Source organism: Streptosporangium sp. NPDC050284 (genome assembly GCF_044459525.1).
Taxonomy (GTDB): domain Bacteria; phylum Actinomycetota; class Actinomycetes; order Streptosporangiales; family Streptosporangiaceae; genus Streptosporangium.
Genome location: NZ_JBITIZ010000011.1, coordinates 195228 through 210326, shown reverse-complemented (window position 1 = coordinate 210326; position 15099 = coordinate 195228). Strand labels below are relative to the sequence as shown.

The 15099-nt window shown below is 69.4% G+C and carries 12 protein-coding genes; 1 reads left to right on the top strand and 11 read right to left on the bottom strand.

Annotated features, from left to right (window positions below; genetic code table 11):
* Positions 1 to 596 precede the first annotated feature (596 nt).
* From ACIBH4_RS25655 to ACIBH4_RS25645, 3 genes are all read right to left on the bottom strand, one after another.
* Positions 597 to 1667, bottom strand: a complete 1071-nt coding sequence (locus ACIBH4_RS25655) for a beta-eliminating lyase-related protein (protein ID WP_362768388.1) — start codon at positions 1665 to 1667, stop codon at positions 597 to 599.
* Positions 1668 to 1934: 267 nt separating this feature from the next.
* Complete coding sequence (locus ACIBH4_RS25650) at positions 1935 to 2888, bottom strand: D-alanine--D-alanine ligase (protein ID WP_362513157.1); 954 nt, start codon at positions 2886 to 2888, stop codon at positions 1935 to 1937.
* Between the two features lie 185 nt (positions 2889 to 3073).
* Positions 3074 to 4306 carry a PLP-dependent aminotransferase family protein gene (locus tag ACIBH4_RS25645; protein ID WP_362513743.1) on the bottom strand — a complete coding sequence of 411 codons (1233 nt, stop codon included), beginning with the start codon at positions 4304 to 4306 and terminating at the stop codon, positions 3074 to 3076.
* Positions 4307 to 4607: 301 nt separating this feature from the next.
* Here ACIBH4_RS25645 and ACIBH4_RS25640 point away from each other — a divergent pair, with 301 nt between their 5' ends.
* Positions 4608 to 5228, top strand: coding sequence for a hypothetical protein (locus ACIBH4_RS25640; protein ID WP_030919650.1), 621 nt, complete (start codon positions 4608 to 4610; stop codon positions 5226 to 5228).
* A 200-nt stretch (positions 5229 to 5428) separates the two neighbouring features.
* Here the strand turns inward: ACIBH4_RS25640 and trxA are convergent, their stop codons facing one another.
* From trxA to ACIBH4_RS25600, 8 genes are all read right to left on the bottom strand, one after another.
* Complete coding sequence (gene trxA, locus ACIBH4_RS25635) at positions 5429 to 5752, bottom strand: thioredoxin (RefSeq protein ID WP_329088095.1); 324 nt, start codon at positions 5750 to 5752, stop codon at positions 5429 to 5431.
* A gap of 388 nt (positions 5753 to 6140) precedes the next feature.
* Positions 6141 to 7076: a thioredoxin-disulfide reductase gene (gene trxB / locus ACIBH4_RS25630; protein ID WP_362513739.1), complete on the bottom strand. Its 936-nt coding sequence runs from the start codon at positions 7074 to 7076 to the stop codon at positions 6141 to 6143.
* Between the two features lie 247 nt (positions 7077 to 7323).
* Positions 7324 to 8244 carry a zf-HC2 domain-containing protein gene (locus ACIBH4_RS25625; protein ID WP_362768385.1) on the bottom strand — a complete coding sequence of 307 codons (921 nt, stop codon included), beginning with the start codon at positions 8242 to 8244 and terminating at the stop codon, positions 7324 to 7326.
* Positions 8234 to 8881, bottom strand: a complete 648-nt coding sequence (gene sigM, locus ACIBH4_RS25620) for an RNA polymerase sigma factor SigM (RefSeq protein WP_362513147.1) — start codon at positions 8879 to 8881, stop codon at positions 8234 to 8236. The genes ACIBH4_RS25625 and sigM overlap by 11 nt, the downstream gene beginning before the upstream one ends.
* A 114-nt stretch (positions 8882 to 8995) precedes the next feature.
* Positions 8996 to 10519 (bottom strand): protein kinase family protein, encoded by a 1524-nt coding sequence (locus ACIBH4_RS25615; RefSeq protein WP_362513144.1) that lies wholly within the window; start codon positions 10517 to 10519, stop codon positions 8996 to 8998.
* Between the two features lie 195 nt (positions 10520 to 10714).
* Positions 10715 to 12319 (bottom strand): murein biosynthesis integral membrane protein MurJ, encoded by a 1605-nt coding sequence (gene murJ, locus ACIBH4_RS25610; protein ID WP_362513140.1) that lies wholly within the window; start codon positions 12317 to 12319, stop codon positions 10715 to 10717.
* A gap of 37 nt (positions 12320 to 12356) precedes the next feature.
* Entirely contained in the window at positions 12357 to 14477 is a 2121-nt protein-coding gene (locus ACIBH4_RS25605) for a DUF6049 family protein (RefSeq protein WP_362513137.1), read from the bottom strand.
* A 57-nt stretch (positions 14478 to 14534) separates the two neighbouring features.
* Entirely contained in the window at positions 14535 to 15056 is a 522-nt protein-coding gene (locus ACIBH4_RS25600; protein ID WP_362513133.1) for a YbaK/EbsC family protein, read from the bottom strand.
* Positions 15057 to 15099: the final 43 nt, after the last annotated feature.

The window sequence follows — 15099 nt, the reverse complement described above, 5'->3', positions numbered from 1 at the left end:
CGAACCGGCGGCGGAGAGCCCCGGAAGGTGGACCTGGGATAGCGAACCGGCGGCGGAGAGAGCAGGAAGGTGAGCCGGGGGAAGCGAGCCCACGGCAGAGAGCCCGGAAAGGTGAGCCCACAGCGAGGGTCGGGAATCGGGCTCGCGGTGCACTCGCGGGTCGGTGAATCCACCTCGACACCATCCCGGAGTCTGGATGGCCCCCGATAGCCCTGGCCTTCTCGGGACAGTTTCCCGGCACGGGAGAGCGGCCGTTCGACTCAGCGCGATGGCCCCACCGGAGCGATACCGGCCACCGCCGTGGTGGGACGGCATCGTTTCACGTGAAACACAGGGAGGGTGGCCGTGCGGACCGGGCTCGGAGGCGGGACGACGGGCCCTTGCTGAGAAGGACCGACGGCGGGAGAGGCGACGAGGAGCGAGGGCCCGCTCTCATCCCTCCGAGGGGCGGGCTTATCGCCGAGAGCCGGACTCTCGTCCTCAATGGCCGGTCTTACACGTGGTGTGTGGACGACCCAGCGGGACGGCGACCGACGTTTCACGTGAAACAGCCGGCCCTTCTGGGAGAAGGCTGTTTCACGTGAAACAAGCGCCCTTCAGAAGCCAACGGCTTCTCGGACGGCGAGACGGATGTCGGCGACGAAGGTGTCGACGTGCTCGGGGGCGGTGTCGAAGGCCGTGACCCAGCGGACCACGTTCCCCGGCGCGTCCCAGACATGGAAGAGATAGCGCTGCTGCAGTTCCGCGATGGCCTTCTCGGGGAGTACGGGGAAGACGGCGTTGGACTGCACGGGGTAACGCAGGGAGACCTCCGGAAGGTCGGCGATGCCGTTGGCGAGGCGGTGGGCCATCGCGTTGGCGTGGGCGGCGTTCTCGCGCCAGAGCTCATCGGTGAGGAGGGCGGTCAGTTGGGCGGAGACGAAGCGCATCTTGGAAGCGAGTTGCATCCCCTGTTTGCGGAGGAACAGTGCGGCGGGGTCCAGCTCCGGGCGGAGGACCACGAGTGCCTCGGCCCCCATCGCGCCGTTCTTGGTACCCCCGAAGCTGAGCAGGTCCACGCCCGCGTCCGTGGTGAGGGAGCGGAGCGAGCAGCCGAGCTCTGCCGCCGCGTTGGCGAGCCGGGCACCGTCCATGTGCAGGAAGAGGTCGTGCTCGTGGACGAACTCCGCGAGCTCCGCGATCTCGGCGGCGGTGTAACAGGTGCCGCATTCGGTCACCTGGGAGATGGAGACGACCCTGGGCTGAGAGTGGTGCTCGTTCCCGAGCACGGACAGCTGGCCACGGATGTCGTTCACGGAGAGCTTGCCGTCGTCCGTGGGGAGGGTGATCAGCTTGGCGCCCAGCATGCGTTCGGCGGCGCCGCACTCGTTGGTGTTGATGTGGGCGGTGGTGGGGCAGAGCACCGCGTCGTACGCCCGGAGTACGAGTCCGAGCCCCACGACGTTGGCGCCGGTGCCGTTGAACATGGGATATGCGGTCGCGCGGGCGCCGAACTCGGCGCGGAAGGCGTCCTCCATAGCGATGGTCCAGACGTCCCCCCCATAGGGGAGGGCGTCTCCGGTGTTCGCTTTGAGGATGGCGGTGAGAACCGCAGGGTGCACGCCCGCGTGGTTGTCGCTCGCGAAGCTTTTGGGGAATCTCTTGGGGAATGGGGTGGAGGTCAGCACACGGTCAGCGTATGGGCAAACCCGGTCCGTCACCGGGCTCGCCCCGCTCGTCGGCTCGACTTTCGTCCAGGAAATCCTGATTTCACCGTGCGGCCCTCACCCGTGCAAGACCCTCGCGGGAGGGAACTTCGCGAGTGAAGGCTGCTGTTCCAGGAGGGCGCCGAGGTCTTTCCCCGCGGCCTCGGCGGCCATGGGGAGGAGCGACGTCTCGGTCGTCCCCCACTTCGAGGCAGAGCCGGCCGCCTCCCGCAAAGGAGCCCGGGAAGGTCAGGCTCCGCGGATGACGGCCTGTTCCAGGAGGGTTCGGCAGAGGGTGCCGAGGTCTTCTCCCGCGGCCTCGGCGGCCATGGGGAGGAGCGACGTCTCGGTCATCCCCGGGGCGACGTTCACTTCGAGGAAGTAGGGCAGGCCGTTCGCGTCGACGATCAGGTCGGTGCGTGAGATGTCCCGGAGACCGAGGGCGGTGTGCGCGGTCACGGCCATCTCGGCACAGGCGGCCGACACCTCGGGCGTGAGGCGTGCCGGGGCGAAGAACTCGGTGTGCCCGGCGGTGTAGCGGGCCGCGTAGTCGTACACGCCCTCGTCGGCGACGATCTCCACGGGGGGCAGTGCCACGGGCCCGTTCCCGAGGTCGACCACGGAGACGGCGACCTCGACCCCCTCGATGCAGCGCTCGATCAGCGCGGTGTCGCCGTAGGCGAAGCAGCCGACCATGGCGGCGGGGAAATCCTCCGCGCTGCGGACGATCGACGCGCCGAGCGCCGAGCCGCCACGGGACGGCTTGACGAACAGGGGGAGGCCGAGACGGTCCACGATGCGGGCCAGCACCGCGGCGGCGCCGAGGTCGTGGAAGGTCTCCTTCGGCAGCGTCACCGAGTCGGGGGTGCGCAACCCGAAGGAGCGGACGACGGTCTTGGCGGTGGGCTTGTCGTAGGCGACCCGGCAGGCGTCGGGGCCGGCACCGACGTACGGGACGGAGAGGAGTTCGAGGACCGAGCGGATGGCGCCGTCCTCGCCCGCTCCGCCGTGGAGGGTGACGAAGACCGCGTCCGGTGGGTCCGCGAGCACGGCGGGAACCAGGGACGCGTCGGTGTCGCGGGTCTCCACGGAGACGCCCGCTCCCCGCAGCACCTCGCTCACCCGTCGGCCCGATCGCAGCGAGACCTCCCGCTCGTAGGAGAGTCCGCCCGCCAGGACGAGCACATGGCCCAGGTCACTCATCCGACATACCTCTCGTCATGGCCCGCTCCGAGCCTGTCCTGTCGCTCTCGTCACGCGTGCACGGTTGTCCCGACGGATCGGGATCGATCACCGCGCACCGGCGCAGGAAGTCACCGTACGGCACCGAGGGGGAGGAACTCATGCCGGAGGTGCCCCGTGGCACGGGGCACCTTACGGGGGCGGGGTTACGCGAGGTCGGGTCCCGGGGTGTCGATGCCGGCGCGTTCGGTGGGCGAGCCGGTCCCGAAGGTGTCGCGGAGGCGGAGCTCCTGCCCGATCACCCCTGCCAGGCGGCGGACGCCCTCGCGGATGCGGTCGGGCTCGGGATAGCAGTAGGAGAGCCGCATGTGCCGCGCGCCGCTGCCGTCGGCGAAGAAACCGGTGCCCGGCACGAAGGCGACCCGCTCCGCGACCGCGCGAGGCAGGAGCGCCTTGGAATCGAGTCCCTGCGGAAGGGTGGCCCAAACAAAGAACCCGCCGTCGGGGCGGGTCCAGGTGACGCCGTCGGGCATCAGGGCCTCCAGCGAGGAGAGCATGGTGTCGCGGCGCTCGCGGTAGAGCTCCCCGAACGCCTTGATCTGCTCGCGCCAGGGCTGGGTGGCCAGATACTGGCCGACGGCGAGCTGGGTGAAGGAGGAGTGCGACAGGACCGCGGACTCCATCGCCAGCACCAGCTTCTCGCGGATGGCGTGCGGGGCGAGGGCCCAGCCGACCCGGAAGCCGGGGGCGAGGGTCTTGGAGAAGGAGCCGAGGTAGACGACGCCCTCGGCGTTGTCGGCGCGCAGCGTCCGGATGGGGTCGCCGTCGAAGCGGAGCATGCCGTACGGGTTGTCCTCGACGATCAGCACGTCGGCCCGCTGGCAGATCTCCAGGACCTGCTGCCTGCGCTCGGCGCTGAGCGTCACGCCCGCCGGGTTCTGGAAGGTGGGGATCGTGTAGAGGAACTTGATCCGATTGCCCGCGCTCTTCAGGGCGTAGACGGTCTGGGCGAGCGACTCGGGGATGATCCCCTCGTTGTCCATCGCGACGTGGATGACATTGGCCTGGTAGGCGGAGAACGTGCCCAGGGCTCCGACGTAGGAGGGTCCCTCGGCGAGCACGACGTCGCCCGGGTCGATGAAGATCCGGGTGATGAGGTCGAGGGCCTGCTGGGAGCCGACGGTCACGACGACGTCGTCGGAGTTGGCCTCGATCCCCTCCATCCGCATGACGTCACAGATCTGCTCGCGCAGGTGCGGGTCGCCCTGCCCCGAGCCGTACTGGAGCGCGACGGGGCCGCGCTTGGCGATCAGGTCGGCGACCAGCTCCCCCACCACGTCCAGCGGGAGGGCGGTGACGTACGGCATGCCGCCGGCGAGCGAGACCACCTCGGGCCTCGACGCGACGGAGAAGAGAGCTCGTACCTCGGAGGCGACCATCCCGGTTGCCCGTGCCGCGTAACGGTCGACGTAGGCGTCGATGCGCGACCCTTGGGCCGGGGTGATGGCCTGACCGTGATCGTGGTTCTGGGGCACGGTCCACCTCCTAGGTTGTGTGGAGCACACAAAGCGCTCATACCAGAGAAACCAGGGTACGTCAGGGGTCGCAGTTCGTCTGCGTGTAGGGAGAGGACCTCCTGAAACCAGGACCCGCACTGGGCTACGATGCCAGCTGGAGACGCCGTTTTCGCGCGTTTTTCGCCATGGCTTGCACTCGTCTCGCCAGGATTGGGGCCAACAGGTGTCGCGTCGGCTGGCAAACGTCACCCTCGACAATCTCGACGACCTGCCGCGCCGCTGTCGCCGGTGCGTCTTCTGGGAGCTCGATCCCGTCAACGCGGACCGGGCGATGAAGGCCGGTGACCCGGGACTGGAGAAAGAGGCCTGGATCTCCTCGACCCTGCTGGAGTGGGGAAGCTGCGGAAAGATCGTCTATGTGGACGGGGTGGCCGCCGGATTCGTCCTCTACGCGCCGCCCCACTACGTGCCGCGCTCGGTGGCCTTCCCGACCTCGCCGGTGAGCGCGGACGCGGTGTTGCTGATGACCGCGCACATCATCCCGGAGTTCTCCGGGGGTGGTCTGGGCCGGATGCTGGTCCAGGGCGTGGCCAAGGATCTGACCCGGCGCGGGGTGCGTGCGATCGAGGCGTTCGGCGATCTGAAGTGGGAGCAGCCGGGCGCGTGCCTGATGCCCGCCGACTACCTGCTCTCCGTGGGTTTCAAGACGGTTCGTCCGCATCTGCGCTTCCCTCGCCTCCGCCTGGAGCTCAAGAACGCCGTCTCGTGGCGTGAGGACGTCGAGGTGGCACTGGAGAGGCTCCTTGGGTCGATGAGTCCCGAGAGGGCGCTACGGCCCGTCTGAGACCTTCTGGAGCCCGTACGGCACGCTCTGGGGCCGAACGCGCCCTTCCTAAGCTCTCTGGAGCCGAGCCGGCCCTCTTGAAAGTCCCGCGCATGTGAAGGCCCCCCGCGGTGAGACGGGGGGCCTTCAGTGGGTGGGTGTGCCGCTCGGAAGCGGGTGATACGGCCGGACGCCGTGGGGGACGGCCGACCGCAGGGGGCCTAGATGATGCCCTCAAGCTCGCGAAGCAGCATGGCCTTCGGCTTGGCGCCGATGATCTGCTTCACAACCTCTCCGTTCTTATAGACGTTCAGGGTAGGAATCTGGAGTACGCCGTAGTTTGTCGCCGTTGCCGGATTTTCGTCGACGTTCAGCTTGACGACGGTCAGCTTCTCGGCGTTCTCGCCGGCGATCTCCTCCAGAATGGGCGCGACCTGGCGGCACGGGCCGCACCACTCGGCCCAGAAATCGACGATCACGGGCTTGTCGCTCTTGAGAACGTCGGCCTCGAAGCTGGCGTCGGTCACGTGCTTGATGGTGCCCAAGGTTCCTGCTCTCCCTCTTGCCTGGGGACTGCTGCTGTTGACTTCCCCCTCGCGAACGAGGGGATTCCCACGGTCGCCCGCGAGGGTTCCCGCTTCGTCGCCGGTCACCCGCGAAGGAGAACCCTCCCCGGGGTCTCGCGCCGGCCCGACACGCGTTTCACCTCTCCGCCGACCCGGCGGCGAGGACGATACCGATGGGATCACCGGCGTGGTGACCGGCGCACGCCTGACGCGCCGTTCGACGGGACGCGACGTGTGCCCGGCGGGGGCGGGGGCCGGTCGACCCGTGACGGCGCTCACGGCGCCTGAGGCCCGCCCTGACGGGCGGGGTGACGAGCGGCGCCGGCACCGCCCGTCGATCTCTCTTCCGCCGTCACCCGCCGGGGGGTTACGCGTTCTCGTGCTCGGTCAGCCAGCGCTCGGAGTCGAGCGAGGCGGCGGCGCCGGTGCCGGCGGCGGTGATCGCCTGCCGGTAGATGTGGTCGACCACGTCGCCCGCGGCGAACACGCCGTCCAGGTTGGTGCGGGTCGAGGGCGAGTCGACCTTGATGTACCCCTCGTCGTCCAGCTCCACCTGGCCCTTGACCAGCTCGACGCGCGGGTCGTGCCCGATCGCGACGAACAGGCCGGTGGCGGCGAGCTCCGCCTCCGCACCGGTCTTGAGGTTGCGCACCCGCACCCCGCTCACCTTGGACTCGCCCAGCACGTCGACGACCTCGCTGTCCCACAGGAAGTGGATCTTCTCGTTCGCGAACGCCCGGTCCTGCATGATCTTGCTGGCGCGGAGCTCGTCGCGACGGTGCACCACCGTCACCGAGGCGGCGAACCGGGTCAGGAAGATCGCCTCCTCCATCGCGGTGTCGCCGCCGCCGACGACCACGATGTCCTGGCCGCGGAAGAAGAACCCGTCACAGGTGGCACACCACGACACCCCGTGGCCGGAGAGGCGCTTCTCGTTGGGCACGCCCAGCTCGCGGTAACCCGAGCCCATCGTGAGGATGACGGACTTGGCGTAGTAGGTGTCGGTGGCGGTCTTGACGACCTTCGGGGTGACGGTCAGGTCGACCTCGATCACGTCGTCGGCGACCAGCTCGGCACCGAACCGCTCGGCCTGCTTGCGCATCCCGTCCATCAGGTCCGGGCCCATGATGCCACCGGGGAAGCCGGGGAAGTTCTCCACCTCGGTGGTGTTCATCAGGGCGCCACCGGCGGTGACCGAGCCCTCGAAGACCAGCGGGTTGAGGTCGGCACGCGCGGAGTACACGGCGGCCGTGTAACCGGCGGGACCCGATCCGATGATGATCACATTCCGGACGTCCATCAGTGCTCGCGCCTCTCCTCTGTCGTTGCCACCGGCGTCAACAGATCCTAAGCGCCGCTGATTCCCGCCGGGCGCGGTGACGGATCCGCCGGTGGAACGGGAAAGCCCGGCACGGACGAATCCATGCCGGGCGCCCGGAGGAGGTACGAGGGCTTTGGGAGCGGATTACCCGCCGCCGATCACCCCGTGCCTCTCCCCACCGATCGTTCCGTGCGGCCTGCCGAGGTCCCCCGGGGCCGCCTCTTCCCGGTCACCAGCTTGCGAGACCTGGCTTGCGCACGTCGTCACACTGCGGGCCCACGACGTGGACGCGCACCGTGTTCTTGGCCTTGTTCTCCCAGAAGAGCAGGATGTTGGCCTCCTGCCCGTTGTAGAACCCCTGGTCCACGGCGAAGGGCGACGTGCCGACCTGCGCCGAGACCTGCCGGACACACTTGTCGATCCCGGAGTTGTCGGTCGTTCCGACGATGGTCCCGGGGCCGATGTAGTCGAGCAGCGAGCCGCGGAGCTCGGCGTCGGTGTAGTTGTAGTTGCTGTCGGTCAGCGTGTACTGGATCGTGTCCGCCGCCGGTGCGGCGTAGGGGCCCGGGGTGGCGCCGGGCGGGCCGGACGCCGTCAGCGTCCCGGTCGCCAGCGCGGTCGCACCGATCACCGCCGCCGCCACGCCCGCCGCGGCGGTGGCGGGCATCGCCCACCGGCGCCGTCGGTTCGCGCCGCGACGTCTGGTGGGGACCACCGGGACCACGGTGCCGTCGTCGTCGACGACCCCCAGCCGCACGGCTGGTTCGAGCTCTGGCTCCTTTTCGGGGATCGGGTCCCGGTGAGGGGTCGTCTCCCATGGCGCCGGTTGTGCGGGAGAGGACGTCTCCCACGGCGCGTCGCGCATTATGTCGTCCCAGGCCGGTGCTTCCACCAGGCCCACTCCACCTCCACGGAAGCTTTCCGCCTCGGCGGCCAGCGCGCGGTCGATCCTCAGCGCGACTCCCATCGGCATCGCCGGTGTGGGGGTCGCCGCCAGGACCTCACGGACCGCTGCGAGATCGGCGAGGCTTTCGCCACAGGGGTCGCAGATCGCGAGATGCTCGCGTACCCGCATGGCGGTGGCGGCGTCGAGGAGCCCCTCGGCCAGTTCGGCCAAGATCTCCAGGTCGTAGTGCGTATCACCCGTCACGAAGTTCTGCTCCCTTCGCGGATGAGACGCGAGACAGGTCTGATCGGTTCCGTAAATGGGAAAGAATCGGGGCGAGTTTCGCCCGTCCGCGCGCGCATCGGCTCTTCACCGTGCCGCTCGGCACCTCCAGCACCTGGGCCGCGTCTTCGATCGAGTAGCCCATCATGTCCACGAGCACCAGCGCGGCGCGCTGGTCGGAGGGCAGCAGCTTCAGTGCTGCGGAAACCTCCATGGACACTTCGCGCTCGGCCGTCTGGTCGAGCACCGGGGTATCACGCTCCGCGGCCTCGACGAGCTCGTCGTCGGCCACCGGGCGCACCGATTTCCTGCGCATGCGGTCGAGGCAGGCGTTGACCACGATGCGGTGCAGCCACGTGGTCACGGCCGCCTCGCCGCGAAAGCTCCCGGCCTTGCGGTAGGCCGAGACGAAGGCGTCCTGAACGGCGTCGGCCGCCTCGTCGGGGTCGCCCAGCGTGCGCAGGGCGACCGCCCACATGCGGTCTCGATGTCGCTTGACTATTTCACTGAAGGCGTGCGGATCCCCGGCGATGTGCCGGGTGAGCAGGTCGGCGTCGGACACGGGGGCCTTCGCCGTCTGCTCGTCCGCCGCTGGCGGGGTCTCGGGTGGGGAATTCACAAGGAGAGTCCTGCTATACCGATCCGGGGAGAACACCTCTACGGGATAGATGGTGCCACGAATTCTCCGATGATCTGCAAGAAGCCATGCAAAACAGATCAAATCGGAGCAGTGTCACTTGGTCGCGAAGACCTTGATCTCCTGCACCTGCCCGCGGAACTTCCCCTGGTAGGTGGGCATCTTGGTGAACCAGACGAGCACGTAGCGGCCCTTCTTCGGGGCCTCCGCGGTGAACGTCTTCTTGCCGGAGACTCCGTTGACCTTCTGGAGGACCGAGAGGGACTCCAGCTGCGGGGAGTCGCCAACCCTGAGTTCGGCGGTGCCTCCCGAGGTGCCGCCGAAATCGACCGTCACCTGCTTCACCGGGACGCTCTCGCCCATGTCCAGCAGGAGGCCCACACCCGTCTTGAGCCGGCCGAAGTCGGCGGAGTCGTACGACTCGGAGTGCCAGTCGGTGGAATCCTTACCGTCGATCGCGAAGCCGGCGAGCTCGCCGCGCTCCTCTCTGTCGCCCAGCGGGTCGAAGCCGATGGCCGAGGAGGGCTTCACCTCGCGGATCTCGACGGCCGCGGTCGGCGTGGGCGTGGTGCTCTCCTCGCCGGGCACCGGGGTACCGGCGTTGCCGATGCTGCGGCCGAGGGTCCAGGCGCCCAGACCGACGGCGACCATCACCAGCAGCACGACGACGGTCATGGCGACCTTGTTGACCATGCCGCCCCCCTGCCGGGGCATCGGGCGGTGCTGGTGCTGGGTCCGATGCTGCGAAGGCGGTGTGTGGCGCTGGGGAGCCGCGGTGTCGACCCCCTCGGAGCGCGAGGCCGCCACCGGCAGCGCCGTCATGGGCATCGGCGTCGGCATCGGCAGGGGACTGGGCCGCGACACCGAGGCCAGGGCCTCGGCGACCTCGGCGGGCGTGGTCAGCGGTTCGAGCCCGCGCCTGGTCTCCGGCAGTATCGCCCGGCAGACGATGGCGTCCAGGTAGCCGGGAACGCCCGCGGTGACCTGGCGCGGCGTGCAGAAGTGCCCGTCACTCATGGGTGCGACGGGCAGGCCGCCGCTGCCTCGCTCGTCGCCCGGCCAGTGGCCGGTCAGACCGGCGTACAGCAGGCGGCCGAGGCCCTCGGCGTCCTCGCGGGCGGGGTCGTCGCTCATCACGTCGTCCAGGACGGCGTCGACTCCCAGGCCGAGCAGTTTGACCGTGCTGCCCGCCGTCCAGACCAGGTGCTCGGGGGTGAGGCAGAGATGGGCGAGGTTCGCCTCGTGCGCGTGCGCCAGGGCCTCCGCGGCCTCGGCGACCATCGCGGCGGCCCGCTCGGGGTCGAGGGGCCCGCCCGCGATCATGTCGCCGAAGGACTCGCCGCTCACCCACTCGCTGACGACGTAGGAGTGGCCGTCGTCCTCGGTCGCGTCGAAGACCTGGGTGAGACGGGGGTCGGTGAGCCGGCTCGCCACCCTGGCGGCCGTGACGACCTCGTTCAGGCGGGGGAAGTCGGGATCGAAGGTGTGGACGGCGACGGGCCTGGCGAGCACCTCGTCGATGGCCTTCCACAGGGTGGCCCCGCCCGACTCGTGGACGCGGTCTTCGAGCCGGAAACGCTCGGCCAGCTTGGTGCCGGGCTCTACGGCGGGGGAACTCACGAGGACCCCGTACCTGAGAACACGACAGCACCATGCCCGGTCAGCACATCAAGACACATCACATGATGCTGGGTGGATCCGCCCACGCCCTCCTGCTTCCATTAGCCGCATGTCACCACACGCGTCGCACCATGGTAGTCCCGCACCGGTTCCGCCCGTGTTCGTCTTGTCAGACGTTTAAGACAAGCCTTTGGCTTACCGGCCTACCCGTCCTGCGACCATTCCAACGATCGAACTCACCTCGGGGATGCGCATCCGGTGGGCGATCGCCAAGTAAAGAACCATACCGAGTCCGCCGCCCGCCGCCAGCATGACGGCCGCACTCAGCGCGTCCAACGCGGTGAGTTCCTGCGTGAGCCACAGCACGCCGAGCGCGAACGCGGCCGCCGGGAGGGCGGCCAGATACATCCGGGACAGCCCCGCGGCCACCTTGCGCCCCGCCAGGCCCCCCACGCGGCGCGAGGCCATCGTCCAGGCGGTCGCGGCGCCGGCCACGTAGGCGACGGTGAACGCGAGCGCGAGGCCCATCACGATGTACCTGGCGGGCAGGGTGTAGTAGGCGACGAGGCTGAGCGTGGCGTTCACCGCCACGTTGCCGAGGGCGAGGAACGCCGGGGTGCGGGTGTCGCCGAAGGAGTAGAAGACGCGCAGCAGGAGCTGGAAGATCGAGAACGGCACCAGCGCGAGCCCGAAGACCTGCAGCACGTTGCCGATGTAGACCGCCGAGCCGACGGTCATGTTGCCCCACGAGAAGATCAGTACGGTCACCGCGGGACCGAGCACCATCAGCAGCAGCCCGGCGGGCACCAGCAGCACCGACACCAGCCGCACCCCGGAGGAGAACTCCTCACGGACCGTGTCGAGCTGGCCGTCGGCCACCCCCCGGCTCATCCTGGGCAGCATCGCGGTGATCACCGAGACCGCGATGATCCCGTAAGGGAGCTGGAAGAACTGGTAGGCGTAGGAGTAGGCGGCGTTTCCCGCGCCGGGGGCACGCTGGCCCGCGCCGGTCGCCAGCTTGGTGGTGATCAGGAAGCCCAGCTGGCTGATCCCGACGTAGGCGAAGGTCCAGACCGCGGTCCTGCCCATCTCGCCGAGCCCGGCGTTGCGCAGGTCGAACCTGGGCCGGAAGCGGAAGCCCACCCGGTGCAGCGCGATGACCAGCACCGCGCACTGCGCCACGATGCCGGCCGTGGTGCCGAGCCCGAGCAGCGCCAGGTCGGCGTCGGCGATCGTGTCGACGTCGGTGCCCGCCCCGCCCAGCTTCACGTAGTAGACGATCGCGACGCCGATCATCACGATGTTGTTCAGCACCGGTGCCCACATCGGCGCGGCGAATCTGTCACGGGTGTTGAGGATCGCGCCGGCGATCGCGCCGATCCCGAAGAAGGCGATCTGCGGCAGGATGAACTGTGCCAGCCTGACCGCGACCTCGGTCTGCCTGGGACCCCAGTCGGTGCTGTAGAGACTGATCAGCGGTCCGGCGAGGACCACCGCGACCAGCGCCAGCAGGGTGAGCGTGATCACCCCGAGGGTCATCAGGCGCTGCTCGTAGGCCCGGCCGCCGTCGGGGTCCGACTTCTGCCGCCTGATGATCATCGGAACCACGACGCTGCTCAGGATCCCGCCGATGAGCAGGTCGAACAGGATGAGCGGGATCGTGTAGGCGACGTTGTAGGCGTCGCCCAGCGCGAAGGTACCGATGGCCGCCGCGAGCACCGCCGTCCGGACGAAGCCGGTGATGCGGGAGACCATCGTCCCCGCCGCCATGATCGCGCTCGCACGCAGAACCCTGCTCATGCGCTTTCCTCCGCTACGTGCTGGGAGCGCCAGGCGCTCAGGACTCGGTGCCCGCGGGCTCGTGCAGGCGCTCGGGCGGGGGAGCGGCCGCGGGGCGGCGGCCTCCCCTGCGGCGCAGGACGCGCAGGACGACGGCGGCGAGCATCACCACGAGGGCGGCTCCGACGATCACCAGGGCGACCCCGGTGTAGCCGGTGGTCCGCACGGTCAGCTCGACCGGCTTGCCGTACTTGCGGCCGTCGTCGGTGGTGAGCTGGACCGTCACGGTCGTCTGGCCGCTGGCCGTGGAGGTCATCGGGATTCGGATGGTCTGGTTCTGGCCGCCGAGGATCTCCAGTTTGTCCTCGTACGGCTCGATCTTGAGCAGATCCGGCTGGTCGGAGGTCACCCTGAGCCGGACCGCGATCCGGCTGGCCTCGCCGCTCAGATCGTTGCGCACGCTGATCGGCACGTCGCCGTTGCTGCCGGCCAGGGTGCGCAGCCGCGACTGCTCGCTGCCGGTGATGTTGACCATGGCGATCCGGCCGTCGATCCCCCCCGCGACCTGCTGGACGTACGGTGTCGCGTTGCCCGTCCTGCCCCGCCACGCCGAGGAGGTCAGGCGCAGCAGCGCCAGGTCGAAGACGTCGAGGTCCTGGGCGGTGGTGATCGCGGAGGTCAGGTCGGCGCGGGCGCCGACCTTCCTGACGCCCGTCATGTACTGCTTGGAGAGCTCCAGCTTGCGGTCGGTGTCGGTGTAGGTCAGGCCGGACCTGGGGACCGGAGCGCCCTTGCCGCGCTTGACCGTGTCGAGCGTGACGGGTGCCAGCCAGGGCAGGGCGGCGGCCGTCTCGACCAGGTCGGTGACGTAGGCGGGATCGGGGTCCCAGCGGCGGTGCGGGACGGCGATCACCGTTCTGGCGGTGGTGACGGGCTCCGAGCTGATCATCGCCGTCTCCGCGATGAACCGCTGGCGGTTCGTCAGCGCCGCGCCGGAGGTGGAGGTGTCGGCGCCGACGGTCTCGCTCAGCGTCGCGTCGGCGACGAGGGCGGTGAGCGGGCCGTTCACGCTCTCCAGGGTCGCCGAGGCGTCGGGGGTGGTGATCGGTGGCGTCGTCGGCGGCAGGTTCAGCACGTTCAGCAGTACGGTGTCGACGCCGCCGGTGGCGAGCAGGTCCAGCCCGTCGTAGTCGATCAGGCCGCCCACCGGCCAGTTCACGTTGGTGATCACATCGCGGCCGAGGGTCTCCCTGGCGACGATCCCGGCCGCGGAGATCCCGGTCCGCGTGGCGTCGTCGAAACCGTTGTGGGCGAGCGCCACGACGTCGGGGTCGGCGTAGGGGGTGGCGACCACCGGCTGGTCGGCGACGGCCTCACGGAAGTCGCTCAACCATCGGGCGGCCTCGGGGGCGGCGGGGCGCTGCTGGCTGCGGTCCTTGACCCTGACCGTGTGCGGCTCGCCCATCGCCCGCGCGTCGTCGAGCAGGGCGGGGTCGACGACCCAGGTGAGCCCCTTGGCGGACGAGGTGTCCTGGGCGATCTTGAGCAGGTCTCCCAGGCGCTTGCCGGGGGCCATCGCCGCGGGCAGGTTTCCATCGGCGAAGGTGGAGTCCTCCGACCGGCGCGGCTGGTCGACGATGGGCAGCACCATGGCGAGCCGGGTGCGGGGCACCCTGGTCTCCCTGGGCATGTAGGTCACCATGGTCCGCAAGGTGGCGACCTGCTGCCCGAAGGCGTCGCGCACCTCGACCATGATCGGGTAGACACCGAAGCCGGAGAACTTCAGCTCCTGCGGCGTGAAGGCGAACTGCCACGGCAGCTTGCCCGAGGGCGCGATCGGCGCCTGGACGAAACTCTCGCAGCACCACGAGCTCGGGAGGGTCTGCCCGGCCAGGTATGCCTCCATGTCGGCGCGCCTGGCGAACGGCTGCGGCGAGAAGTGCATGCGGATGCGCAGCCCGCTCATGGGTTCGGCGCCCGAGTTGACCAGGGAGCCCGACAGTTTGATCTCGGTGGTCGGGTCACGGGGGGCGTCGGGACCGATCGCCTCCATCACGACCTGAAGGCCCGCCCGGCTCACCGAGGTCGTCCGGGCGCTCGCCATACCCGGAACGACCACGGCCGCGGGAACGAGCAGCGTGGTGACGAACAGGGCGAGCAGCGCGGCTTTGCGGATCACGTGCCGGCCAGGGGTCGAGTACGGCGCACGCCGGTAATGGTATGGCCTAACCGGCGCCTAACCGGCGAGCGGAAAGATCGCCGACTCCCCGCGGGAGCCCTGCCGGGTCAGGTCGACGATCTTTCCTGACACCAGTGTGAGCAGGTGGTCCGCACGGATCTGGAGTGCCGTCCTGCGCTCTCCGGTGGGCACGTAAACGAGTGTGGCGTCGTGGGTGAGTCGCTCGTCCACCAGCACGGTGAGCGTGTCGGGCAACAGCAGCGGGCAGACCAGCCCCGAGGCGTAGTCGGTGGCGGAGTTGACGGTGAAGGCCGGAGCCACCCGCACCCTTCTCGCCCCCAGGATGCCGCCGACCACGCCGGGACGCGGCGGGGACCCGACGGAGGTGACGACCGCCACGGGATCGTGGCCGAGTCGTGTCGTGACCTCGAAAACCGTGACCCCCACGCATATCTCAGGACTCACCGACAGCACCTCGGGGAGTTCGTCCGAACATGTCATCGCGCGCGGAAGGCGTACGATCTCATGATGGACCTGGTGTGCGAGGAGCCAGCGGTGGATCGCGAGCGCATCCTTCATGTGTGCTCCTTGCCTCGACGCACAGTCCCCGAGGTTTCCTGAC

Coding starts and splice junctions, on each gene's coding strand:
- murJ (WP_362513140.1), bottom strand. CDS start 12,319: ATGAGCAGGGTTCTGCGTGCGAGCGCGATCATGGCGGCGGGGACGATG.
- ACIBH4_RS25600 (WP_362513133.1), bottom strand. CDS start 15,056: ATGAAGGATGCGCTCGCGATCCACCGCTGGCTCCTCGCACACCAGGTC.
- ACIBH4_RS25650 (WP_362513157.1), bottom strand. CDS start 2,888: ATGAGTGACCTGGGCCATGTGCTCGTCCTGGCGGGCGGACTCTCCTAC.
- ACIBH4_RS25645 (WP_362513743.1), bottom strand. CDS start 4,306: ATGGTCGCCTCCGAGGTACGAGCTCTCTTCTCCGTCGCGTCGAGGCCC.